The 23,374-nt window shown below is 52.7% G+C and carries 21 protein-coding genes, 1 pseudogene and 1 riboswitch; of the genes and pseudogenes, 11 read left to right on the top strand and 11 right to left on the bottom strand.

The genetic code is table 11. The features are described from left to right. Positions 1-49 precede the first annotated feature (49 nt). Together araA and araB are read right to left on the bottom strand one after the other, a co-directional pair. Entirely contained in the window at positions 50-1,552 is a 1,503-nt protein-coding gene (gene araA, locus FC814_RS03820) for an L-arabinose isomerase (RefSeq protein ID WP_000151749.1), read from the bottom strand. A 10-nt stretch (positions 1,553-1,562) separates the two neighbouring features. Further along, positions 1,563-3,263 carry a ribulokinase gene (gene araB, locus FC814_RS03815; protein WP_137325537.1) on the bottom strand — a complete coding sequence of 567 codons (1,701 nt, stop codon included), beginning with the start codon at positions 3,261-3,263 and terminating at the stop codon, positions 1,563-1,565. Positions 3,264-3,602: 339 nt separating this feature from the next. Here araB and araC point away from each other — a divergent pair, with 339 nt between their 5' ends. Together araC and FC814_RS03805 are read left to right on the top strand one after the other, a co-directional pair. Beyond that, positions 3,603-4,481 (top strand): arabinose operon transcriptional regulator AraC, encoded by an 879-nt coding sequence (araC, locus tag FC814_RS03810; protein ID WP_016159393.1) that lies wholly within the window; start codon positions 3,603-3,605, stop codon positions 4,479-4,481. 85 nt (positions 4,482-4,566) lie between these two features. Further along, positions 4,567-5,331: a DedA family protein gene (locus FC814_RS03805; RefSeq protein ID WP_137325536.1), complete on the top strand. Its 765-nt coding sequence runs from the start codon at positions 4,567-4,569 to the stop codon at positions 5,329-5,331. Positions 5,332-5,412: 81 nt separating this feature from the next. Here FC814_RS03805 and thiQ read toward each other — a convergent pair whose 3' ends face one another. The 4 genes from thiQ to sgrR all read right to left on the bottom strand — a co-directional run bounded on the left by thiQ (position 5,413) and on the right by sgrR (position 10,483). Then, positions 5,413-6,111 (bottom strand): thiamine ABC transporter ATP-binding protein ThiQ, encoded by a 699-nt coding sequence (gene thiQ / locus FC814_RS03800; RefSeq protein ID WP_137325535.1) that lies wholly within the window; start codon positions 6,109-6,111, stop codon positions 5,413-5,415. Continuing rightward, on the bottom strand, positions 6,095-7,705 hold the full coding sequence (thiP, locus tag FC814_RS03795) for a thiamine/thiamine pyrophosphate ABC transporter permease ThiP (protein WP_137325534.1): 1,611 nt from the start codon (positions 7,703-7,705) through the stop codon (positions 6,095-6,097). Before thiP ends, thiQ begins: the two co-directional genes overlap by 17 nt. Further along, positions 7,681-8,664, bottom strand: a complete 984-nt coding sequence (gene thiB, locus FC814_RS03790; RefSeq protein ID WP_137325533.1) for a thiamine ABC transporter substrate binding subunit — start codon at positions 8,662-8,664, stop codon at positions 7,681-7,683. The genes thiP and thiB overlap by 25 nt, the downstream gene beginning before the upstream one ends. Positions 8,665-8,694: 30 nt before the next feature. Beyond that, positions 8,695-8,794: riboswitch (TPP riboswitch) on the bottom strand. A 33-nt stretch (positions 8,795-8,827) separates the two neighbouring features. Further along, positions 8,828-10,483 (bottom strand): DNA-binding transcriptional regulator SgrR, encoded by a 1,656-nt coding sequence (sgrR, locus tag FC814_RS03785; RefSeq protein WP_085460318.1) that lies wholly within the window; start codon positions 10,481-10,483, stop codon positions 8,828-8,830. A 115-nt stretch (positions 10,484-10,598) separates the two neighbouring features. Between sgrR and FC814_RS23425 the strand changes: the two are divergent. Continuing rightward, a pseudogene (locus FC814_RS23425) lies at positions 10,599-10,704 on the top strand (glucose uptake inhibitor SgrT). Positions 10,705-10,811: 107 nt separating this feature from the next. On the opposite strand, the gene leuD reads toward FC814_RS23425, so the two are convergent. The 5 genes from leuD to leuL all read right to left on the bottom strand — a co-directional run bounded on the left by leuD (position 10,812) and on the right by leuL (position 15,672). Next, a complete protein-coding gene (gene leuD / locus FC814_RS03775) occupies positions 10,812-11,417 on the bottom strand; it encodes a 3-isopropylmalate dehydratase small subunit (protein ID WP_000818244.1) in 606 nt (201 codons plus the stop codon). A gap of 10 nt (positions 11,418-11,427) precedes the next feature. Beyond that, positions 11,428-12,828 (bottom strand): 3-isopropylmalate dehydratase large subunit, encoded by a 1,401-nt coding sequence (gene leuC / locus FC814_RS03770; protein ID WP_137325532.1) that lies wholly within the window; start codon positions 12,826-12,828, stop codon positions 11,428-11,430. Positions 12,829-12,830: 2 nt separating this feature from the next. Then, complete coding sequence (gene leuB / locus FC814_RS03765; RefSeq protein WP_000042349.1) at positions 12,831-13,922, bottom strand: 3-isopropylmalate dehydrogenase; 1,092 nt, start codon at positions 13,920-13,922, stop codon at positions 12,831-12,833. Beyond that, positions 13,922-15,493: a 2-isopropylmalate synthase gene (leuA, locus tag FC814_RS03760; protein ID WP_137325531.1), complete on the bottom strand. Its 1,572-nt coding sequence runs from the start codon at positions 15,491-15,493 to the stop codon at positions 13,922-13,924. Before leuA ends, leuB begins: the two co-directional genes overlap by 1 nt. 92 nt (positions 15,494-15,585) lie before the next feature. Continuing rightward, positions 15,586-15,672, bottom strand: coding sequence for a leu operon leader peptide (leuL, locus tag FC814_RS03755; RefSeq protein WP_001300467.1), 87 nt, complete (start codon positions 15,670-15,672; stop codon positions 15,586-15,588). Positions 15,673-16,330: 658 nt separating this feature from the next. Between leuL and leuO the strand changes: the two genes are divergently transcribed. The 8 genes from leuO (at position 16,331) to ftsL (ending at position 23,360) form a co-directional block, all read left to right on the top strand. Next, positions 16,331-17,275, top strand: coding sequence for a transcriptional regulator LeuO (leuO, locus tag FC814_RS03750; RefSeq protein ID WP_137325530.1), 945 nt, complete (start codon positions 16,331-16,333; stop codon positions 17,273-17,275). Between the two features lie 317 nt (positions 17,276-17,592). Then, positions 17,593-19,317, top strand: coding sequence for an acetolactate synthase 3 large subunit (ilvI, locus tag FC814_RS03745; RefSeq protein WP_032224415.1), 1,725 nt, complete (start codon positions 17,593-17,595; stop codon positions 19,315-19,317). A 2-nt stretch (positions 19,318-19,319) separates the two neighbouring features. Next, entirely contained in the window at positions 19,320-19,811 is a 492-nt protein-coding gene (ilvN, locus tag FC814_RS03740) for an acetolactate synthase small subunit (RefSeq protein WP_010355142.1), read from the top strand. Positions 19,812-19,822: 11 nt separating this feature from the next. After that, on the top strand, positions 19,823-19,909 hold the full coding sequence (locus FC814_RS03735) for a hypothetical protein (protein WP_032224418.1): 87 nt from the start codon (positions 19,823-19,825) through the stop codon (positions 19,907-19,909). Between the two features lie 81 nt (positions 19,910-19,990). Next, positions 19,991-20,995, top strand: coding sequence for a catabolite repressor/activator (gene cra / locus FC814_RS03730; RefSeq protein ID WP_000762401.1), 1,005 nt, complete (start codon positions 19,991-19,993; stop codon positions 20,993-20,995). 601 nt (positions 20,996-21,596) lie between these two features. Continuing rightward, positions 21,597-22,055, top strand: coding sequence for a division/cell wall cluster transcriptional repressor MraZ (gene mraZ / locus FC814_RS03725; protein WP_000488288.1), 459 nt, complete (start codon positions 21,597-21,599; stop codon positions 22,053-22,055). A 1-nt stretch (position 22,056) separates the two neighbouring features. Continuing rightward, positions 22,057-22,998: a 16S rRNA (cytosine(1402)-N(4))-methyltransferase RsmH gene (gene rsmH / locus FC814_RS03720; protein WP_000970479.1), complete on the top strand. Its 942-nt coding sequence runs from the start codon at positions 22,057-22,059 to the stop codon at positions 22,996-22,998. Next, a complete protein-coding gene (gene ftsL / locus FC814_RS03715; RefSeq protein ID WP_000625658.1) occupies positions 22,995-23,360 on the top strand; it encodes a cell division protein FtsL in 366 nt (121 codons plus the stop codon). The genes rsmH and ftsL overlap by 4 nt, the downstream gene beginning before the upstream one ends. Positions 23,361-23,374 lie beyond the last annotated feature (14 nt).

Below are 23,374 nucleotides of genomic sequence, written 5' to 3'. Positions count from 1 at the left end.
ATAAGACGCGCTAGCGTCGCATCAGGCGTTACATACCTGATGCGGCTACTTAGCGACGAAATCCGTAATACACTTCGTTCCAGCGCAGCGCGTCTTTAAACGCAGGCAGGCGGGTGTCGTTATCAATCACCGTGATTTCAATGTCGTGCATCTCGGCAAACTGGCGCATATCGTTCAGGTTCAGCGCATGGCTGAAGACGGTATGGTGCGCGCCACCAGCGAGGATCCACGCTTCGGAAGCAGTTGGCAGATCTGGCTGCGCTTTCCACAGCGCATTCGCCACCGGTAGTTTCGGCAAGGAGTGCGGGGTTTTCACCGTGTCGATGCAGTTAACCAGCAGACGGTAACGATCGCCGAGATCAATCAAGCTGGCGACAATCGCAGGGCCGGTTTGGGTGTTGAAGATCAGGCGGGCAGGATCGTCTTTACCGCCAATGCCAAGGTGCTGAACGTCGAGGATCGGTTTCTCTTCTGCGGCGATCGACGGGCAGACTTCCAGCATATGGGAGCCGAGCACCAGATCATTACCTTTCTCGAAGTGATAGGTGTAGTCCTCCATAAAGGAGGTGCCGCCCTGCAGACCGGTTGACATCACCTTCATGATGCGAAGCAGGGCGGCAGTTTTCCAGTCGCCTTCGCCCGCAAAGCCGTAACCCTGCTGCATCAGACGCTGTACGGCGAGACCCGGAAGCTGTTTCAGGCCGTGCAAATCTTCAAAGGTGGTGGTGAACGCGTGGAAGCCACCTTGTTCCAGGAAACGCTTCATCCCCAGCTCAATACGTGCCGCTTCCAGCACGTTCTGCCGTTTTTCGCCGTGGATTTGTGTGGCAGGCGTCATGATGTAGCTGCTTTCGTACTCATCGACCAGCGCGTTAACATCGCCATCGCTGATGGAGTTCACCACCTGCACCAGATCGCCAACCGCCCAGGTATTCACCGAGAAACCGAACTTGATCTGTGCGGCAACTTTATCGCCGTCAGTGACCGCCACTTCACGCATGTTGTCGCCAAAACGGCAGACTTTCAGATGACGGGTATCCTGTTTAGATACCGCCTGGCGCATCCAGGAGCCGATACGCTCATGCGCTTGCTTATCCTGCCAGTGACCGGTAACGACGGCATGTTGCTGACGCATACGCGCGCCGATGAAGCCGAACTCGCGGCCGCCGTGCGCGGTCTGGTTCAGGTTCATAAAATCCATGTCGATGCTGTCCCACGGCAGCGCCGCGTTGAACTGGGTGTGGAATTGCAGCAACGGTTTGTTGAGCATGGTCAGGCCGTTGATCCACATTTTTGCCGGGGAGAAAGTGTGCAGCCACACCACCAGACCGGCGCAACGATCGTCGTAATTGGCGTCGCGGCAAATAGCGGTGATTTCATCCGGCGTGGTGCCCAGCGGTTTCAGCACCAGTTTGCAGGGCAGTTTCGCTTCAGTATTCAGCGCATTAACGACGTGCTCGGCATGTTGGGTGACCTGACGCAGAGTCTCTGGGCCGTAAAGATGTTGGCTGCCAATGACAAACCACACTTCATAATTATCAAAAATCGTCATAGTCGTGTCCTTATAGAGTCGGAACGGCCTGGGCAGCCTGTGCCGGGGCGGAAGTTGGAAGATAGTGTTGTTCGGCGCTCATCGCCCATTGCTGATAGCGGCGATAAAGCTGTTCAAAGCGTTGTGCCTGTTCGGTGCGCGGTTGCAGGGTTTTTTCTACCGTACTGGCCATTTTTTGCTGTGCTGATGGGATGTCTGCGTGCACTTTCGCGGCGACGGCAGCGAAAATCGCCGCACCGAGCGCACAGCACTGATCAGAGGCAACAATTTGCAGCGGGCGATTCAGCACGTCGCTGCAGGCCTGCATAATGACCTGGTTTTTCCGCGCGATGCCGCCCAGCGCCATCACGTTATTGACGGCGATCCCCTGACCGGTGAAGCATTCCATAATCGCGCGAGCGCCAAAGGCGGTGGCGGCAATCAAACCGCCGAACAGCGCCGGGGCGTCGGTAGCGAGATTGAGATCGGTAATCACCCCTTTCAGGCGTTGGTTCGCGTTCGGTGTGCGGCGGCCGTTAAACCAGTCGAGCACCACCGGCAGGTGATCCAGAGACGGATTTTTGGCCCACGCCTCGGTCAGCGCCGGAAGCAGTTGTTTCTGGCTGGCGTTGATTTGCTCTTTCAGTTCCGGATGCTGGGCGGCAAGCTGTTCCAGCGGCCAGCCGAGTACGCGACCAAACCAGGCGTAGATATCACCAAAGGCCGATTGGCCTGCTTCCAGACCGATAAATCCAGGCACCACGCTGCCATCAACCTGGCCGCAAATACCTTTCACCGCGCGTTCACCGACGCTGTGTTTGTCGGCAATCAGAATGTCGCAGGTGGAAGTGCCGATAACTTTTACCAGCGCGTTAGGCTGTGCGCCTGCGCCAACTGCGCCCATATGGCAGTCAAACGCGCCGCCGGAAATCACCACGCTTTCAGGCAGGCCGAGACGCTGCGCCCATTCCGGACATAAGGTGCCCACCGGAATATCGGCAGTCCAGGTATCAGTGAATAGCGGGGAGGGTAAATGACGGTTGAGGATCGGGTCCAGCTCATCAAAGAAACTGGCTGGTGGCAGGCCGCCCCAGCTTTCATGCCACAGTGATTTATGCCCGGCGCTGCAACGTCCGCGACGGATATCCTGCGGGCGCGTGGTGCCGGAAAGCAGGGCAGGCACCCAGTCGCACAGCTCAATCCACGATGCGGCAGATTGTGCCACGGCGCTGTCCTGGCGAGTCACATGCAGGATTTTTGCCCAGAACCATTCGCTGGAATAAATACCGCCAATATAGCGGGAGTAGTCAACGTTGCCCGGTGTGTGACATAAGCGGGTGATCTCTTCTGCTTCTTCAACCGCAGTGTGGTCTTTCCACAATACGAACATCGCGTTCGGGTTTTCGGCAAACTCCGGGCGCAGCGCCAGCACGTTACCGTCAGCGTCAATCGGTGCGGGCGTCGAGCCGGTGCTGTCCACGCCAATTCCGACCACAGTTGCGCGCTGTTCGGCGCTAAGCTCTGCAAGCACGGTTTTCAGCGCCGCTTCCATTGACTCAATGTAGTCACGCGGATGATGACGGAACTGGTTATTCGGGGCATCACAAAATTGCCCTTTCTGCCAACGGGGATACCACTCTACGCTGGTGGCGATCTCTTCACCGGTGGCGCAGTCCACCGCCAAAGCTCGCACAGAATCACTGCCAAAATCGAGGCCAATTGCAATCGCCATCGTTTCACTCCATCCAAAAAAAACGGGTATGGAGAAACAGTAGAGAGTTGCGATAAAAACAGTCAGGCAGTATTCGCTAATCTTATGGATAAAAATGCTATTGCATAGCAAAGTGTGACGCCGTGCAAATAATCAATGTGGACTTTTCTGCCGCGATTATAGACACTTTTGTTACGCGTTTTTGTCATGGCTTTCGTCCCTCCTTGTTACAAAATGCTTTTCACAAGCGGGGTTGCCGGTTGGATTAGTGAAGATAGCCCACCAGAGACGCAATGCTGATGATGTTTAATGCAATATGGACAATTGGTTTCTTCTCTGATTGGCGGGAGTATGAAAAGTATGGCTGAAGCGCAAAATGATCCCCTGCTGCCGGGTTACTCGTTTAACGCCCATCTGGTGGCGGGTTTAACGCCGATTGAGGCCAACGGTTATCTCGATTTTTTTATCGACCGGCCGCTGGGAATGAAAGGCTATATTCTCAACCTCACCATTCGTGGACAGGGTGTGGTGAAAAATCAGGGACGAGAATTTGTCTGCCGGCCGGGCGATATTTTGCTGTTCCCGCCGGGAGAAATTCATCACTACGGTCGTCATCCGGAGGCTCGTGAATGGTATCACCAGTGGGTTTACTTTCGTCCGCGCGCTTACTGGCATGAATGGCTTAACTGGCCGTCAATATTTGCCAATACCGGTTTCTTTCGCCCGGATGAAGCGCACCAGCCGCATTTCAGCGATCTGTTCGGGCAAATCATTAATGCCGGACAAGGGGAAGGGCGCTATTCGGAATTGCTGGCGATAAATCTTCTTGAGCAATTGTTACTGCGGCGTATGGAAGCGATTAATGAGTCGCTCCACCCGCCGATGGATAATCGGGTACGCGAGGCTTGTCAGTACATCAGCGATCACCTGGCGGACAGCAATTTTGATATCGCCAGCGTCGCGCAGCATGTCTGCCTGTCGCCGTCGCGTCTGTCGCATCTGTTCCGCCAGCAGTTAGGGATTAGCGTCTTAAGCTGGCGCGAGGACCAGCGCATTAGTCAGGCGAAGCTGCTTTTGAGCACCACCCGGATGCCTATCGCCACCGTCGGGCGCAATGTTGGCTTTGACGATCAACTCTATTTCTCGCGAGTATTTAAAAAATGCACCGGGGCGAGCCCTAGTGAGTTCCGTGCTGGTTGTGAAGAAAAAGTGAATGATGTAGCTGTCAGGTTGTCATAACTGGTAACGAATCAGACAATTGATGGCTTGACGGAGTGGCAATGGGTTTGCAGAATCCCTGCTTCGTCCCTTTGACAGGCACATTATGCAAGCATTGCTGGAACACTTTATTACCCAATCCACCGTGTACTCATTGATGGCGGTGTTATTGGTGGCTTTTCTGGAGTCGCTGGCGCTGGTCGGGTTGATTCTACCCGGTACGGTGCTGATGGCGGGGCTGGGGGCGCTGATTGGCAGTGGCGAGTTAAGTTTCTGGCACGCCTGGCTGGCAGGGATTATTGGCTGCCTGATGGGCGACTGGATCTCCTTCTGGCTGGGCTGGCGTTTTAAAAAGCCGTTGCATCGTTGGTCATTTCTGAAGAAAAACAAAGCACTACTCGACAAAACCGAACATGCGCTGCATCAGCACAGCATGTTCACCATTCTGGTCGGTCGTTTTGTTGGCCCGACGCGTCCGCTGGTGCCAATGGTGGCGGGAATGCTGGATCTGCCGGTGGCTAAATTTATTACGCCGAATATTATCGGCTGCCTGCTGTGGCCGCCGTTTTACTTCCTGCCAGGGATTCTGGCGGGCGCGGCGATCGATATTCCTGCCGGAATGCAGAGCGGTGAGTTTAAATGGTTGCTGCTGGTGACGGCGGTGTTTTTGTGGGCTGGTGGTTGGCTGTGCTGGCGGTTATGGCGCAGCGGCAAAGCAACCGATCGTTTAAGTCATTATTTGCCGCGCGGTCGTTTGTTGTGGCTGACGCCGTCGATTTCTGCCATCGGCGTGGTGGCGCTGGTGGTGTTAATTCGCCACCCGTTGATGCCGATGTATATCGATATTTTGCGTAAAGTGGTTGGGGTTTAGGGGATAGTTTGCACCGGCGCTGGTTTGTTCCCCTCACCCTAACCCTCTCCCCAGAGGGGCGAGGGGACTGTCCGTGCGCTTTTAACCTTTAATTCCCAACAGAGGCGAAGCACTCGCCTTACCGCTCAATAATTCTTCGGTCTTACCCTGCCAGGCGATACGCCCGTCGGCGACCACCACCGAGCGCGTGGCGATCCGCGCCGCATCTTCCACGCTGTGCGATACCATCAACAGCGTCATTTTTTGCTGCTGGCAGCTCGTGCTCACCAGCGTCAACATCTCCTGACGTAACGCCGGATCGAGCGCGGAGAACGGTTCATCAAGCAATAAAATCGGCTGTTCGCGTACCAGACAACGCGCTAACGCTACGCGCTGCCGCTGACCGCCGGAAAGCTCGCCAGGCAACCGCGCCATTAAATTATCAATCCCCATCTGACGGGCGATAGCGTGCATTTTCTCCTGTTGTACCGCGTTCAACTTCAATCCCGGATTCAAACCCAGCCCGATGTTCTGCGCGACCGTCAGGTGACTGAACAGGTTGTTTTCCTGAAACAGCATTGACACCGGACGGCGTGACGGCGGCGTCGTGGTGTGCTCAACGCCGTCGATAGTCAGCGAACCGCTGGCTGGCGTCAGAAAACCGGCGATCAAATTCAGCAGGGTACTTTTACCTGCTCCGCTTGGCCCGAGGATCGCCACCTGCTCGCCGCGTTCCACCGTTAAGCTAAAACGCATCGGCAAATGGTGGTAAAGCCAGGTGATATCAGTCAGTTTTAACATTTCGCCCCGGTAGTTTTTCAATCACGGTAAACAGCAGAAAACAGAGCAGCAGCAGAATTAACGCGGTGACCGCACCGTCCTGGCTGCGATAAGAGCCAATTTGCTGGTAGAGATAAAACGGCAGGGTGCGGAAATCGTCGTTACCGAACAACGCCACCACGCCAAAATCACCAATCGACAGCACGCAGGCAAAGGCCAACGCCTGCGCCAGCGGGCGTTTCAGCGCCCGAAACTCGACCACTTTTAAGCGCGACCAGCCTTCAATGCCCAGCGACTGACACAACATGCTGTAGCGGGTGGTGATATCGCGCATCGGATTTTCCAGCACCTTCAGCGCGTAAGGGATCGCCATTAACGCATTGGTGAAAATCACAATGCCGTCAGCAGATTGCGGCAGGCCAGTCGTATTGTTGAGCAGCAAAAAGAAACCCGTTGCCAGTACAATACCCGGCATGGCGAGGATCAACATGCCGCTCATCTCCAGCGCCTGACCCGCCAGCATTTTTTGCCGCGCCCGCAGTTCGCGACTGCTCCATAGCAGCATCATGGTCAGCACTACACACAATACACCTGCCGCCAGCGCAATACGCAACGAGGTCCACAGCGCCTGCCACAGCACCGGTTGTGCCAGCACTTCCGGCAACTGGCGATTTACCCCATCGACGATCACCGCCAGTAACGGTGGCAGCAACAGCAGCAGCGCCAGCACAATTAACACAGTGTCGCAAATGCGGCTATGCAGACGATCGTCCGGGTCGCGCCAGCCTTGCAGCAGCGTGGTGCCGGGCGCAATGGCCTTACTTAGTCGTTGACTCAACAGCACCAGCCCAAGGCAGCACACCATCTGGATCAGCGCCAGCATCGCCGCGCGGGCGGGATCGTAGTCGTAGCTCAGCGCCTGATAGATTGCCAGTTCGATAGTCGTCGCCTGTGGCCCGCCGCCCAGCGACAGCACGGTGGCGAAGCTGGCGAAACAGAGCATAAAGATCAGCGCAGCAACCGGCGGGATTTGTCGCCGTAACCACGGCCATTCGACGAAACGAAAGAAGTGCCAGCCGCGCATCCCAAGCTGTGCGGCAAGCTGGCGCTGCTCGCCGGGAATATTTTCCAGTGCCTGAAGTAATAAACGGCTCGCCATCGGCAGATTAAAAAATACGTGCGCCAGCAAAATGCCTTGCAGGCCGTAGGGGGAAAATGTCCATTCCAGACCAAGCGTTTGCCAGAGTGATGCCAGCCAGCCCTGGCGACCATAGACGCTAAGAATGCCGAAAACGGCGACCAGCACCGGCAGGATCAAGGTCATTGCGCACAGACGTAACAGCGCCAGCCGACCCGGAAAGCGCCTGCGATAGAGCGCGCGGGCAAGGAATATCGCGGGCACGACAGAGAGCAGCGCCGAGAGAAACGCCTGCCAGAAGGAGAAGCGCACCACATGCCACAGGTAGCTGTCCTGCCAGATTGTCGCCCAGTCACCCTGCGGCGCGTTCCACCACAGCGCGAGAAACGCCGCCAGTGCAACTGCTACCACCAGCGTGGCGGCGCTTACGCCTGGAATTAACCAGCCGGGAATTAACGGCTGACGGCGCGTTGCCATTCGCTAATCCATGCCTGACGTTGTGCCGCCACTTCGGCTGGCGTGAATTCCAGCGTGGTTGCTGGTTTGGTCAGTTGTTCAAAACCGGCAGGCAGCGTGACGTTTGCCACCGGATACATCCAGTTGCCGGTTGGGATCGCATTCTGGAAAGCCGGAGAAACCATAAACTGAAGGAACTTTTGCGCCAGCTCCGGCTGCTTGCTGGCAGCGGTGCGGGCGGCGACTTCCACTTGCAGATAGTGACCTTCGCTGAAGTTCGCGACGGCGTAGTTATCTTTCTTCTCTTCGAGAATGTGATAAGCCGGAGAGGTGGTGTAACTCAGTACCAGATCGCTTTCGCCTTTTAAAAACAGGCCGTAGGCTTCGCTCCAGCCCTTCGTTACCGTGACGGTTTTTTTCGCCAGTTTCTGCCAGGCTTGCGGGGCGTTATTGCCATAGACTTTTTGCATCCACAACAGCAGACCCAGCCCCGGCGTACTGGTACGCGGATCTTCATAAATCACTCGCCAGTTCTGATCGCTCTCAACCAGCTCTTTCAGGCTTTGCGGCGGATTTTTTAGTTTGTTCTTGTCATAGACGAAGGCGAAGTAGCCGTAATCAAATGGTACGAAAGTGTCATTATTCCAGCCGCCGGGAACGTTAACGGCATCGGCTGCCACGCCGCTTTTGGCAAACAGTCCGGTTTTGCTGGCGGCATCTAACAGGTTGTTATCCAGCCCCAGCACCACATCGGCTTTGCTGTTTTTGCCTTCCATCCGCAGACGGTTGAGCAGTGAGACACCATCTTCCAGCGCCACCAGTTTCAGTTCGCAGTTACAGTCGGCTTCAAAGGCTTTTTTAACCACCGGACCAGGCCCCCAGTCGGCGGCGAAGGAGTCGTAGGTATAAACAGTCAGAACGGGTTTAGCGAAAACGGGCGCTGTGCACAGCAACAGCAGGGGAAGACATTTTTTTAACACTTTGCACCTCAAAAAAGAGTGGCAAAGGACTTGAGAAGGAGCCTCAAATCCCTTCGCCGGCGTTATCCGGATCAGGTTCGACGGGTATTTTCTCAGCGCACGCGTCTGCGTGGCACCCCGTTGAGAACGGCGTTAGTGTAGTGATTTTGTTATCAACCAGCAATCATGGATCCGGCGGCGCAAACCACGCCGATTTAAAATCGAACCAACCGAGGGTATTCATGCGCAGGCCGCGCATACTGCGTTGCCCCTGAATAATCAGCCAGTGATGGATCAGCGGCACCATTGCTTTGCTGGCGACCAGTTGCTGGCACCAGTTCGCCAGATTCATCTCGCCATTGCGCCAGCGGGCGGCGTCGGCTTGCCAGTCGATCTGAATACAGTGTTGTAGCAACGGCACCTCGCACAAGTGCGCGAACAGCGAAAAATCTAGCGGTAGCGTAAAGTTGGCGCTGTTAAGCCAGATGTCGCTTTCAATCTCACCTTCGTGCCACTGATCGTAGCTGATCTCTTTGATTTCCAGCGTGACATGGTGACTTGCCAGAATCTGCTGCATGATCCTGGCAATGACCCGATGTTCAATATGATCCTGGTAAAAGGTCAGGGTGAGATGTTCCAGTCCGGCTGGTTTTTCGCAATGTGTCGGGCGGGCATGGTGCCAGCGGGGGAGCATTCCATAAGCCGGGAACCACAGTTGCTGGTACTGTTCCTCGGCGAAATAAACCAGATTGGTCGGAGAAAGCACATAGCTTACCCAGTTTCTGACTTGCTGATTCGCCCCGCGATGGGTGCGGCTGTCGAACAGTAAATAGTAGCAACCTTCCTCCAGACGGCTTTCAATCTCTTTTTCCTCGCCCTGTGGTCCTTTCAGCATCAGCCCTCCGGCTGGCTCGTCGGCAATTTCCGGCAAGACCCAGACGTTAACCTCGTCGATTAGCGCGCGATAACCGAAGAAGTCATCGAATGCCTGAATTTTCAGTTGATTGGCGCTGTTACGCATTACCGCATACGGACCGGTGCCGATGGGATGGCTGGCAAAGTTGCTGAGGGTTTCCCATTCACGCGGCAGGATCATCGCCGGAACTTGCCCCAGCAGTAACGGCAACCAGCGGTCTGGCTGCGTGAGATGGATATCCAGCGTCCAGGGCGTCGGCGATACAATTTCAGCAATATGCGAATAGAGCGGCAGCGTATTGATCCGTTTCAATGAGGCGATCACGTCGTCCATTTCCAGTTCACGACCATGATGAAAATGAACTCCCGGGCGTAAAAAGAAACGCCAGTGAAGCGGGGAAATTTGTTGCCAGTGGTGGGCGATGTCCGCTTCCAGTTCCCCATTTTCCTCATTTATGCGGGTTAACGCGCTGAAGATTTGCCGGGCGATATGCGTTTCGGAACGGCGTAATGCGCTGCCAGGCAGCAGGTTGCGCAACGGACGATAGTAGAGGACGCGCAGGATGTGCCGTCCCTGGCGGAAGCTACGCCCCAGATGAGAAACCAGCATTTGCCGCACGGCGGTTTTATCACCGACAAGTTGTACCAGTTGGTCGATGCGATCCTGCTCCAGCAGATCCTCTGCCCGCTGTTGTTGTAGCGCCAGCCCGGTATAGAGGAACGTTAAACGCGAGCGTTTGCCGCGCCCGACTTCCGCTTCCCACGTCAGCCAGCCGCGATCCTGCATGGTGTTGAGCAGGGTGCGCATATGACGACGGGAGCAGCTCAATAACTCCGCCAGTTCGTTCAGCGTTGTCTCCTGAGATTTACCCTCACAGCATTGCCACAGGCGGATGAACTGTTGTTGCAGACGAGCAGATGGCATAAAAGGGGAACTCCTGCGCAAAAGTCAGCAATTTTATTTTCCCTATATTAAGTCAATAATTCTTAACGATGAAGCAATGAGGTATCCCATGCGTCAGTTTTAGCGGCACTATTTTATCGTGACAGAGAAGATGTGCTGGCTTCGCGGGTTAAGCGTTCTACAACGTTTAGCTATGCCTGAAGAACAAGATGCAGTGGGAGGGGAGTGATTCTGACTACTGATTTGCAGACATCATGTGTGACTGAGTATTGGTGTTAATCGCCACGCCAGCAGTGAATACCTGCTGGCTTTTTTCTTTTTAGCGATTGAGTGCCGGACGGTGTACAAACTAACGCATAAACGCCGGTTGCTTCTCTTCATAAGCCGCAATGGCGTCGTCGTGCTGCAGGGTCAGACCGATGCTGTCCAGACCATTCATCATGCAGTGGCGGCGGAAGGCATCGATGGTAAAGCGATAGGTTTTCTCTCCCGCTTTCACCTCTTGCGCCTCCAGATCCACATCGAAGTGAATCCCCGGATTGGCTTTCACCAGGGCAAACAGCTCGTCCACTTCTTCATCGCTTAATTTCACCGGCAGCAACTGGTTATTAAAGCTGTTGCCGTAAAAGATATCGGCGAAACTCGGCGCAATCACCACTTTAAAACCGTAATCGGTCAACGCCCACGGCGCGTGCTCACGCGAGGAACCGCAGCCGAAGTTTTCTCGCGCCAGCAAAATGGAAGCCCCTTGATATTGCGGGAAGTTCAGCACAAAGTCCGGGTTTGGCTGTTGGCCTTTTTCATCGAGAAAACGCCAGTCGTTAAACAGATGCGCGCCAAAACCAGTGCGCGTCACTTTCTGCAAAAACTGTTTCGGGATAATCGCATCGGTATCGACATTGGCGGCATCCAGCGGAACCACCAGGCCTGTGTGTTTGATAAATTTCTCTGCCATAGTATGCTCCTTATTTGATGTTGCGAATGTCGGCGAAATGTCCGGTCACGGCAGCGGCGGCCGCCATTGCCGGGCTGACCAGATGCGTGCGCCCGCCGCGCCCCTGGCGGCCTTCAAAGTTACGGTTGCTGGTAGAGGCACAACGCTCGCCCGGATTCAGACGGTCGTTGTTCATCGCCAGACACATTGAGCAGCCAGGCAAGCGCCATTCAAAACCGGCTTCAATAAAGATTTTGTCCAGACCTTCTGCTTCTGCCTGGGCTTTTACCGGACCGGAGCCGGGAACCACCAGTGCCTGTACGCCTGGCGCGACTTTCCGGCCTTTGGCGATTTGCGCCGCCGCGCGTAAATCTTCAATACGTGAGTTGGTACAGGAGCCGATAAACACTTTGTCGATAGCCACTTCGGTCAGCGGAATACCCGGTTTCAGCCCCATATAGGCCAACGCTTTTTCTGCCGACGCGCGTTCAACCGGATCGGCAAACGAAGCGGGATCAGGGATATTCTCGTTAACGGAGATCACCTGTCCTGGGTTAGTTCCCCAGGTCACCTGTGGGGCTATCTCTTCTGCTTGCAGAGTGATAACGGTATCGAAAGTTGCGCCTTCGTCGGTTTGCAGGGTTTTCCAGTAGGCGACGGCGTCGTCGAAATCTTTGCCTTTCGGCGCATGAAGACGGCCTTTGACATAGTTAAAGGTGGTTTCGTCCGGCGCAACCAGACCAGCTTTCGCACCCATTTCGATTGCCATATTGCACAGAGTCATGCGGCCTTCCATGCTTAAATCACGGATTGCTTCGCCGCAAAACTCCACCACATGCCCGGTGCCGCCTGCGCTGCCGGTTTTACCGATGATCGCCAGCACGATATCTTTCGCGGTAATGCCAGGCGCAGCTTTGCCCTGGACTTCAATTTTCATGGTCTTCGCACGACCCTGTTTCAGGGTTTGCGTTGCCAGTACGTGTTCAACTTCGGAAGTACCGATACCAAACGCCAGTGCGCCAAACGCGCCGTGAGTGGCGGTATGTGAGTCACCGCAAACAATGGTCATCCCCGGCAAGGTGACACCCTGTTCTGGCCCCATCACGTGGACGATTCCCTGATACGGGTGATTCAGGTCATACAGCTCAACGCCAAACTCTTTGCAGTTTTTGATCAGTTCCTGCATCTGGATGCGCGCCATTTCACCGCAGGCATTAATGTCTTTGGTCTGGGTAGAGACGTTGTGATCCATGGTGGCGAAGGTTTTACCTGGCTGACGCACCGGGCGGCCGTGGGCGCGCAGGCCATCGAACGCCTGCGGTGAGGTCACTTCATGTACCAGATGGCGGTCGATATATAACAGAGGGGTTTCGTTTTCAGCTTCGTAGACTACGTGAGCGTCGAACAATTTTTCGTATAACGTCTTAGCCATGATTACACCCCTTCAGCCACATAGCGGGCAATGATATCGCCCATTTCATCGGTACTAACGGCGGCAGCGCCACGGGCTAAATCCCCGGTGCGAATGCCTTCTTCTAATGCGCGGTTAATGGCGCGTTCAATGGCGGAAGCCGCATCATCGGCATCCAGGCTGTAGCGCAGCAGCAGCGCCAGTGACAGAATTTGCGCAATCGGGTTGGCGATATTTTTGCCTGCGATATCTGGTGCCGAGCCGCCCGCCGGTTCATACAGTCCAAAACCTTGTTCGTTCAGGCTGGCGGAAGGCAACATCCCCATCGAGCCAGTGATCATCGCGCACTCATCAGAAAGAATGTCGCCAAACAGGTTGGAGCACAGCAGAACGTCAAACTGCGATGGATCTTTAATCAGCTGCATGGTGGCATTGTCGATGTACATATGCGCCAGTTCGACATCCGGATATTCAATGGCGATCTCGTTAACGATCTCCCGCCATAAAATAGAGGATTGCAGCACGTTGGCTTTATCGATCGACGTCACTTTGTGGCGACGCTTGCGGGCAGATTCAAACGCGATGCGAGCGATACGTTCGATCTCAAAACGGTGATACACCTCGGTATCAAATGCTTTTTCATATTGTCCGCTACCTTCGCGGCCTTTGGGCTGACCGAAATAGATGCCGCCGGTCAGTTCGCGCACGCACAGGATGTCGAAGCCGTTAGCGGCAATGTCTGCTCGCAGCGGGCAGAACGCTTCCAGTCCCTGATACAGTTTTGCCGGACGCAGGTTGCTGAATAATTTGAAGTGCTTACGCAAAGGCAGCAGCGCGCCGCGTTCCGGTTGCTGGTCTGGTGGTAAATGTTCCCACTTCGGGCCACCAACTGAGCCAAACAGCACAGCATCGGCTTGCTCACAACCTTCAACCGTCGCAGGCGGCAGTGGTTGCCCGTGGTTATCAATGGCTGCGCCGCCTACATCGTAATGGCTGGTGGTGATGCGCATCGCAAAGCGGTTGCGCACGGCGTCCAGCACTTTCAGCGCCTGGGTCATCACTTCCGGCCCGATCCCATCTCCGGGCAATACGGCAATATGATAATTCTTCGACATCACACGGTTTCCTTGTTGTTTTCGTTGTGTTGAGCTTTGCGTTGCAACTCTTTTTCGACTTCTGCGGCGCGCCAGATATTGTTCAGCACGTGTACCATCGCTTTGGCGGAGGACTCGACAATATCAGTGGCCAGGCCGACGCCGTGGAAGCGGCGACCATTGTAGTTGGCGACAATATCCACCTGACCCAGCGCATCTTTACCGTGACCTTTGGCGGTCAGGCTGTATTTCACCAGTTCGACGTTGTAGTCAGTGATGCGGTTAATTGCCTGGTAGACGGCATCGACCGGGCCGTTGCCGTTGGCGGCTTCCGCTTTTACTTCCTCGCCACAGACCAGTTTGACGGCGGCGGTGGCGATATCGTTAGAGCCAGACTGCACGCTGAAGTAATCCAGACGGAAATGCTCCGGTTCTTCTTGCTGTTTACCGATGAAGGCCAGCGCCTCCAGGTCGTAATCAAACACCTGACCTTTCTTATCTGCCAGTTTCAGGAACGCGTCGTACAGGTTGTCTAAATTATATTCACTTTCTTTATATCCCATCTCATCCATGCGGTGTTTCACCGCCGCACGACCGGAACGAGAGGTCAAATTCAACTGGATTTGGTTCAGACCAATAGATTCTGGTGTCATGATTTCGTAGTTTTCGCGGTTTTTCAGCACACCATCCTGGTGAATACCTGAGGAGTGTGCGAACGCACCGCTGCCGACAATGGCTTTGTTTGCCGGGATCGGCATATTACAAATCTGGCTAACTAGCTGGCTGGTGCGCCATATTTCCTGGTGATTAATGGCGGTGTGGACGTTGAGAATATCCTTACGTACCTTAATCGCCATGATCACTTCTTCCAGCGAACAGTTACCGGCACGCTCGCCGATCCCGTTCATCGCGCCTTCTACCTGCCGCGCTCCGGCATGTACCGCCGCCAGTGAGTTGCCGACCGCCAGGCCTAAGTCGTCGTGGGTATGCACGGAAATAATGGCTTTATCGATGTTCGGTACACGTTCATACAGGCCGCTGATGATTCCGGCGAACTCAAACGGCATGGTGTAGCCCACGGTATCCGGAATGTTGATGGTGGTGGCGCCGGCGTTAATTGCCGCTTCGACCACTCGCGCCAGGTCGGCAATCGGTGTGCGTCCGGCATCTTCACAAGAAAACTCAACGTCATCAGTGTAATTACGTGCGCGTTTCACCATATAAATAGCACGTTCGATAACCTCATCCAGCGTACTGCGCAGCTTGGTGGCGATGTGCATTGGGGAGGTAGCAATAAAGGTATGAATACGGAAGGCTTCGGCGACTTTCAGGGATTCGGCCGCCACGTCGATATCTTTTTCCACGCAGCGGGCTAACGCACATACGCGGCTATTTTTGATCTGGCGGGCGATGGTTTGCACCGATTCAAAATCGCCCGGCGAAGAGACGGGGAAACCAACTTCCATCACGTCAACCCCCATACGCTCAAGACCCAGCGCAATTTGCAGTTTTTTTTTCACACTCAAGCTTGCCTGTAACGCCTGTTCACCGTCGCGCAATGTGGTATCGAAAATAATGACTTGCTGGCTCATGGTTTGGGTCCTTATCTCTTTTAGAGCGCCTCGCTTCGGGCATAAAAAAACCCGCGCAATGGCGCGGGTTTTTTGTTTGACTGCGTGCTGGCTTAATGCTGAATGCCGCTCACTCGTCTACCGCGCAAAGAAGATGCGTTTAGTAGTAGTAGACCGATAAAGCGAACGATGTGAGTCATTAAATCAGCTCCAGATGAATGCGATATGCTTTTAGAGTTACTGGATACAAAAACGGATGTCAACCCTGACGCAACAAAAACGTCCCGTCAGTGTGAGTTCTGCATGAGTTGAATTAGCTAATTGTGCTGCGCGGGTTAAAACAGTCGATATTAATTTCTGCTTAACAACACATACCTTTCATTGGTGGACATACTTCAGAATAATTTATGGCATTTAATCAATGAGGTAAGAAGGAGGGAAATTTATTCTTTACCCTATCTATCCTGATGATTTGTATTGAATTATATTTTGAGTGAATGTTTTGATATTGATTTTATGAATATTATTGATCGATTAATGTTAAGAATTAATGCATCAAATATATAAATGAATTATTAAATGCGCACGTTTAATCCATTTTTTGGATGATTGAGTATTCGCGGAACTTATGATTAGATTGTTTTCGCAACAAAAACATTATGGATTATTATGCTGTGGTGAATGACTCTTCGCACGGCAATGGATTCTGTTTTTATCAGAACCCGTATCTTTATGTTTTCCTAATTTTACGCATTTTTCTTTTTCTTATTTTATATGCATGGTAAATCATATTTTTCAGGATTATTTCTCTGCATTCCAATAAGGGAAAGGGAGTTAAGTGTGACAGTGGAGTTAACTATGTCAGAGGTAAAAACAGATCATCCAGAAATTGCGGAGTTAAGCAAGCCACAGCTACGCATGGTCGATCTAAACTTATTAACCGTTTTCGATGCCGTGATGCAGGAGCAGAACATTACCCGTGCCGCGCATGTTCTGGGCATGTCGCAACCTGCGGTCAGTAACGCTGTTGCACGCCTGAAGGTGATGTTTAATGACGAGCTTTTTGTTCGTTATGGGCGTGGTATCCAACCGACTGCCCGCGCTTTTCAACTTTTTGGCTCTGTGCGTCAGGCGCTGCAATTAGTGCAAAATGAATTACCAGGTTCAGGTTTTGAGCCGGCCAGCAGCGAACGTGTATTCCATCTTTGCGTTTGCAGCCCGTTAGATAGCATTCTTACCTCGCAGATTTATAATCACATTGAGCAAATCGCGCCAAATATTCATGTGATATTCAAGTCTTCATTAAATCAGAACACCGAACATCAGCTACGTTATCAGGAAACGGAGTTTGTTATTAGTTATGAAGACTTCCATCGTCCTGAATTTACCACTGTGCCATTATTTAAAGATGAAATGGTGCTGGTAGCCAGCAAGAACCATCCGACTATTAAAGGCCCATTACTGAAACATGACGTTTATAACGAACAACATGCGGCGGTTTCGCTTGATCGTTTCGCGTCATTTAGTCAACCGTGGTATGACACGGTAGATAAGCAAGCCAGTATCGCGTATCAGGGCATGGCAATGATGAGCGTTCTTAGCGTGGTGTCGCAAACGCATCTGGTTGCTATTGCGCCGCGTTGGCTGGCTGAAGAGTTCGCTGAGTCCTTAGAGTTACAGGTATTACCGCTGCCATTAAAACAAAATAGCAGAACCTGTTACCTCTCCTGGCATGAGGCTGCCGGGCGTGATAAAGGCCATCAATGGATGGAAGAGCAATTAGTCTCTATTTGTAAACGTTAAACAAAGGCAGAATAAATCAGGCGCGTAATTCTGGTTTATTCTGCATTTTTTATTAAATGTAGAATTTTATTCTGAATACATGTTTGCCCTGATTTTAGAAATAATGAAAAAATAGAGAAATTGCTGTAACTGGTCGAATTTGACCGATTTATTATCAATTCTGTCCGCCATTCTGGATTATTTTATCGTTTATTTTCTCCTTTCCTCCTGTTTATTCTTATTTCTTCACGCTTGTGACTCTGCTTGTCAATTGCTTAAGCAAGATCGGACGGTTAATGTGTTTTACACATTTTTTCCGCCAAATAGTGAGGCAAGCCATGGAGATGTTGTCTGGAGCCGAGATGGTCGTCCGATCGCTTATCGATCAGGGCGTTAAGCAAGTATTCGGTTATCCCGGAGGCGCGGTCCTTGATATTTACGATGCATTGCATACCGTGGGCGGTATTGATCACGTATTAGTTCGTCATGAGCAGGCAGCGGTACATATGGCCGATGGCCTGGCGCGGGCGACCGGAGAAGTGGGCGTTGTGCTGGTGACATCGGGTCCTGGAGCCACCAACGCAATTACCGGTATCGCCACCGCCTATATGGACTCCATTCCGCTGGTTATCCTTTCCGGGCAGGTGGCAACCTCGCTGATAGGTTACGATGCCTTTCAGGAGTGTGACATGGTGGGAATTTCCCGGCCGGTGGTTAAACACAGTTTTCTGGTTAAGCAAACGGAAGACATTCCGCAGGTGCTGAAAAAGGCTTTCTGGCTGGCGGCAAGCGGGCGTCCTGGTCCGGTGGTGGTTGATTTACCGAAAGATATTCTTAATCCGGCGAACAAATTACCTTACGTCTGGCCGGAATCGGTCAGTATGCGCTCGTATAACCCTACAACGTTGGGTCATAAAGGGCAGATTAAACGTGCACTACAAACGCTGGCTGCGGCGAAAAAACCGGTCGTTTACGTAGGCGGTGGCGCAGTGACTGCGGCTTGCCATCAACAACTCAAACAGATTATTGAGCAACTTAATCTTCCTGTCGTCTCGTCATTAATGGGATTAGGCGCGTTTCCGGCAACGCATCGTCAGGCGCTGGGAATGTTGGGAATGCACGGCACTTACGAAGCCAATATGACGATGCATAATGCGGATGTGATTTTTGCCGTTGGTGTACGCTTTGACGATCGCACTACTAACAATCTGGCAAAGTACTGCCCGAATGCGACGGTGTTACATATTGATATTGATCCAACCTCTATCTCAAAAACCGTGACCGCCGACATCCCGATCGTTGGCGATGCGCGGCTGGTGTTGGATCAAATGCTGGAGTTGCTGGCACAAGAAACGGCTCACCAACCGTTGGATGAGATCCGCGACTGGTGGCAGAAAATTGAACAGTGGCGCGCTCGCCAGTGCCTGAAATACGACACTCAGAGCGAAAAGATTAAACCGCAGGCGGTGATAGAGACGCTCTGGCGACTGACGAAGGGGGACGCTTACGTTACGTCCGACGTCGGGCAGCACCAGATGTTCGCCGCACTTTATTATCCTTTCGACAAACCGCGTCGCTGGATCAACTCCGGTGGCCTCGGCACCATGGGGTTTGGTTTACCTGCGGCGCTGGGCGTCAAAATGGCGTTGCCGGAAGAAACTGTGGTCTGCGTTACTGGCGACGGCAGTATTCAGATGAATATTCAGGAGCTGTCTACAGCCTTGCAATACGAGCTTCCGGTGCTGGTGGTGAATCTTAATAACCGCTATCTGGGGATGGTGAAACAGTGGCAGGACATGATCTATTCCGGCCGTCATTCACAATCTTATATGCAATCTCTGCCAGATTTCGTCCGCCTGGCAGAAGCCTATGGTCATGTTGGTATCCAGATTTCGCGCCCGGATGAGCTGGAAAGTAAACTTGGCGAGGCGCTGGAACAGGTACGAAATAATCGCCTGGTATTTGTTGATGTCACCGTCGATGGCAGTGAGCACGTTTATCCGATGCAGATTCGCGGGGGCGGAATGGATGAAATGTGGTTAAGCAAAACGGAGAGAACCTGATTATGCGCCGGATATTATCAGTATTACTCGAAAATGAATCAGGCGCGTTATCCCGCGTGATCGGCCTTTTTGCCCAGCGTGGCTATAACATTGAAAGCCTGACCGTTGCGCCAACCGACGATCCGACATTATCGCGCATGACTATCCAGACCGTGGGCGATGAAAAAGTGCTTGAGCAAATCGAAAAGCAATTACACAAGCTGGTCGATGTGTTGCGCGTGAGCGAGCTAGGGCAGGGCGCACACGTTGAGCGGGAGATTATGCTGGTGAAAATTCAGGCCAGCGGCTATGGACGTGACGAAGTGAAACGCAATACGGAAATATTTCGTGGGCAAATCATTGATGTCACGCCTTCGCTTTATACCGTTCAACTGGCAGGCACCAGCGATAAACTCGACGCATTTTTAGCATCGATTCGCGATGTGGCGAAAATTGTTGAAGTTGCCCGCTCCGGCGTCGTCGGTCTTTCGCGCGGCGATAAAATAATGCGTTGAGAATGATCTCAATGTGCAATTTGCAGCCCAATAAGTCACGTTGGGCTTTTTTTGCGAATTTAGTAGGAACCTGGAATAAAAGCAGTTGCCGCAGTTAATTTTCTGCGCTTAGATGTTAATGAATTTAATCCATACCAGTACAATGGTTATGGTTTTTACATTTTACGCAAGGGGCAATTGTGAAACTGGATGAAATCGCTCGGCTGGCGGGAGTGTCGCGGACCACTGCAAGCTATGTTATTAACGGCAAAGCGAAGCAATACCGTGTGAGCGACAAAACCGTTGAGAAAGTCATGGCCGTGGTGCGTGAGCACAATTACCACCCGAATGCCGTGGCGGCTGGGCTTCGTGCTGGACGCACACGTTCTATTGGTCTTGTTATCCCCGATCTTGAGAACACAAGTTATACCCGCATTGCTAACTATCTTGAACGCCAGGCGCGTCAACGCGGCTATCAGCTACTCATTGCTTGTTCCGAAGATCAGCCAGACAACGAAATGCGTTGTATTGAGCATCTTTTACAGCGTCAGGTCGATGCCATCATTGTTTCGACTTCGCTGCCGCCAGAGCATCCTTTCTATCAACGCTGGGCTAATGACCCGTTCCCAATTGTCGCGCTGGATCGCGCCCTCGATCGTGAACATTTCACCAGCGTGGTTGGTGCCGACCAGGATGATGCCGAAATGTTGGCGGAAGAGTTACGTAAGTTTCCGGCCGAAACAGTACTTTATCTTGGCGCGCTGCCGGAGCTTTCTGTCAGCTTCCTGCGTGAGCAGGGTTTCCGAACTGCCTGGAAAGATGATCCGCGCGAAGTGCATTTCCTTTATGCCAATAGCTATGAGCGGGAAGCTGCTGCCCAGTTATTCGAAAAATGGCTGGAAACGCATCCGATGCCGCAGGCGCTGTTCACAACCTCTTTTGCATTGTTGCAGGGAGTGATGGATGTCACGTTGCGTCGCGATGGTAAACTGCCTTCCGATCTGGCGATTGCCACCTTTGGCGATAACGAATTGCTCGACTTCTTACAATGTCCTGTGCTGGCCGTGGCTCAGCGTCATCGGGATGTCGCTGAGCGCGTGCTGGAGATTGTCCTGGCGAGTCTGGACGAGCCGCGTAAGCCAAAACCAGGCTTAACGCGCATCAAACGAAATCTCTATCGTCGCGGCGTACTCAGTCGTAGCTAAACGTTAAACAAAAAATGATGCGCCGGTTGATTGCGGCTGGCGCATTGAGTACGTAATTGGACATCAATATCCTTTATGTAAATAAGACTATTCCTGACTATTATCCATAAGACCTTCTAAATATCTCACCAATTAACTTCATTCGATGTGCTTAATGATAATTAAGTCGTAACGATGGATTGCGATTGCATTATTTTGTTACATGCAAATCGGCAATTGCCGATTAAACAAACACTTTTCTAATCTTTTACGCAAAGTCGCTGACGTCAGGCATGGCGCGTGCGCAACAGGGACTGTTATCCGGGGGCGATATGTCCTAAAATGCCGCTCGCGTCGCAAACTGACACTTTATATTTTCATTAAGGAAAAAGAAGTCGTTTTTAAAACGGTAATGATGAGTGGGATTTTTTCTTACAACTATTCATAACGTTAATTTGCTTCGTTCTTTGGGCGATTTTTAAACAATGCAGATATTAGTCGTAAACATCGGGTTTTTTGCTTCGGTAAGGAATGTTCCTGGCTTGACAAGCTTTTCCTCCGCTCCGTAAACTCCTTTTAGTGGGAATTTGTGGGATAAAGTGGTAATTGGGGGAAGACTGGCATGTTCCGGGGAGCAACGTTAGTCAATCTCGACAGTAAAGGGCGCTTATCGGTGCCCACCCGTTATCGGGAAGAGCTGCTCGGGAACGCTGCCGGTCAAATGGTGTGTACCATTGACATTCATCACCCATGTCTGCTGCTTTACCCCCTTCCTGAATGGGAAATTATCGAGCAAAAATTATCGCGTCTGTCGAGCATGAACCCGGTTGAGCGCCGTGTGCAGCGCCTTCTGTTAGGTCATGCCAGCGAATGTCAGATGGATGGCGCAGGTCGATTGTTAATCGCGCCAGTACTGCGGCAACATGCCGGGCTGACAAAAGAAGTGATGTTGGTTGGACAGTTCAATAAGTTTGAACTGTGGGATGAAACAACCTGGCATCAACAAGTCAGGGAAGATATCGACGCAGAACAGTTGGCTACCGAAAACTTATCGGAGCGGCTGCAGGACTTGTCTCTATAAAATGATGGAAAACTATAAACACACTACGGTGCTGCTGGATGAAGCCGTAAATGGCCTCAATATCCGTCCTGACGGTATCTACATTGATGGAACTTTTGGTCGCGGTGGTCACTCACGTCTGATCCTCTCGCAGCTTGGCGAAGAGGGACGTTTGCTGGCGATCGATCGCGATCCGCAGGCTATTGCCGTTGCGAAGACTATTGATGATCCGCGCTTCTCCATCATACATGGACCTTTCTCCGCGCTGGGCGAATACGTCGCCGAGCGTGATCTTATCGGCAAGATTGATGGCATTCTCCTCGATCTTGGCGTCTCTTCACCGCAGCTCGATGATGCTGAACGCGGTTTTTCCTTTATGCGCGATGGCCCGCTGGACATGCGTATGGATCCGACGCGCGGTCAATCCGCTGCTGAATGGCTACAAACTGCCGAAGAAGCCGATATCGCCTGGGTATTGAAAACGTATGGCGAAGAACGTTTCGCTAAACGTATTGCGCGCGCCATTGTCGAGCGTAACCGCGAACAGCCGATGACACGCACCAAAGAACTGGCAGAAGTGGTGGCGGCGGCAACGCCGGTGAAGGACAAATTCAAACATCCCGCGACCCGTACCTTCCAGGCGGTGCGCATCTGGGTAAACAGTGAACTGGAGGAGATAGAGCAGGCGCTAAAAAGCTCGCTCAACGTGCTGGCGCCAGGTGGGCGGCTTTCGATCATCAGTTTTCATTCGCTGGAAGACCGTATTGTGAAACGCTTTATGCGTGAAAACAGTCGTGGTCCGCAGGTTCCGGCAGGATTACCGATGACCGAAGAGCAGCTCAAAAAACTGGGTGGCCGTCAGTTGCGAGCACTAGGCAAGTTGATGCCGGGCGAAGAAGAGGTGGCAGAGAACCCTCGCGCCCGTAGTTCAGTTCTGCGTATTGCAGAGAGGACGAACGCATGATCAGCAGAGTGACAGAAGCTCTAAGCAAAGTTAAAGGATCGATGGGAAGTCACGAGCGCCATGCCTTGCCTGGCGTCATTGGTGACGATCTTTTGCGATTTGGGAAGCTGCCACTCTGCCTGTTCATTTGCATTATTTTGACGGCGGTGACTGTGGTGACCACAGCACACCATACCCGTTTGCTGACCGCTCAGCGCGAACAATTGGTGCTGGAGCGAGACGCTTTAGACATTGAATGGCGCAACCTGATTCTTGAAGAGAATGCGCTCGGCGACCATAGCCGGGTGGAAAGGATCGCCACGGAGAAGCTGCAAATGCAGCATGTCGATCCATCACAAGAAAATATCGTAGTGCAAAAATAAGGATAAACGCGACG

The organism is Escherichia sp. MR, from assembly GCF_005280595.1.
In the GTDB taxonomy this organism is placed as follows: Bacteria; Pseudomonadota; Gammaproteobacteria; order Enterobacterales; family Enterobacteriaceae; genus Escherichia; species Escherichia ruysiae.
This window is presented reverse-complemented; position numbering and strand designations above follow the sequence as displayed.

What these genes read in the sequence shown, in the direction of transcription:
- ilvI (WP_032224415.1), top strand. Translation starts at nt 17,593, where the DNA reads ATGGAGATGTTGTCTGGAGCCGAGATGGTCGTCCGATCGCTTATCGAT.
- araA (WP_000151749.1), bottom strand. Translation starts at nt 1,552, where the DNA reads ATGACGATTTTTGATAATTATGAAGTGTGGTTTGTCATTGGCAGCCAA.
- mraZ (WP_000488288.1), top strand. Translation starts at nt 21,597, where the DNA reads ATGTTCCGGGGAGCAACGTTAGTCAATCTCGACAGTAAAGGGCGCTTA.
- rsmH (WP_000970479.1), top strand. Translation starts at nt 22,057, where the DNA reads ATGATGGAAAACTATAAACACACTACGGTGCTGCTGGATGAAGCCGTA.
- thiP (WP_137325534.1), bottom strand. Translation starts at nt 7,705, where the DNA reads ATGGCAACGCGCCGTCAGCCGTTAATTCCCGGCTGGTTAATTCCAGGC.
- ftsL (WP_000625658.1), top strand. Translation starts at nt 22,995, where the DNA reads ATGATCAGCAGAGTGACAGAAGCTCTAAGCAAAGTTAAAGGATCGATG.
- leuD (WP_000818244.1), bottom strand. Translation starts at nt 11,417, where the DNA reads ATGGCAGAGAAATTTATCAAACACACAGGCCTGGTGGTTCCGCTGGAT.
- araC (WP_016159393.1), top strand. Translation starts at nt 3,603, where the DNA reads ATGGCTGAAGCGCAAAATGATCCCCTGCTGCCGGGTTACTCGTTTAAC.
- ilvN (WP_010355142.1), top strand. Translation starts at nt 19,320, where the DNA reads ATGCGCCGGATATTATCAGTATTACTCGAAAATGAATCAGGCGCGTTA.
- FC814_RS03805 (WP_137325536.1), top strand. Translation starts at nt 4,567, where the DNA reads ATGCAAGCATTGCTGGAACACTTTATTACCCAATCCACCGTGTACTCA.
- FC814_RS03735 (WP_032224418.1), top strand. Translation starts at nt 19,823, where the DNA reads ATGTGCAATTTGCAGCCCAATAAGTCACGTTGGGCTTTTTTTGCGAAT.
- araB (WP_137325537.1), bottom strand. Translation starts at nt 3,263, where the DNA reads ATGGCGATTGCAATTGGCCTCGATTTTGGCAGTGATTCTGTGCGAGCT.
- leuL (WP_001300467.1), bottom strand. Translation starts at nt 15,672, where the DNA reads ATGACTCACATCGTTCGCTTTATCGGTCTACTACTACTAAACGCATCT.
- leuC (WP_137325532.1), bottom strand. Translation starts at nt 12,828, where the DNA reads ATGGCTAAGACGTTATACGAAAAATTGTTCGACGCTCACGTAGTCTAC.
- leuA (WP_137325531.1), bottom strand. Translation starts at nt 15,493, where the DNA reads ATGAGCCAGCAAGTCATTATTTTCGATACCACATTGCGCGACGGTGAA.
- thiQ (WP_137325535.1), bottom strand. Translation starts at nt 6,111, where the DNA reads ATGTTAAAACTGACTGATATCACCTGGCTTTACCACCATTTGCCGATG.
- sgrR (WP_085460318.1), bottom strand. Translation starts at nt 10,483, where the DNA reads ATGCCATCTGCTCGTCTGCAACAACAGTTCATCCGCCTGTGGCAATGC.
- leuB (WP_000042349.1), bottom strand. Translation starts at nt 13,922, where the DNA reads ATGTCGAAGAATTATCATATTGCCGTATTGCCCGGAGATGGGATCGGG.
- leuO (WP_137325530.1), top strand. Translation starts at nt 16,331, where the DNA reads ATGTCAGAGGTAAAAACAGATCATCCAGAAATTGCGGAGTTAAGCAAG.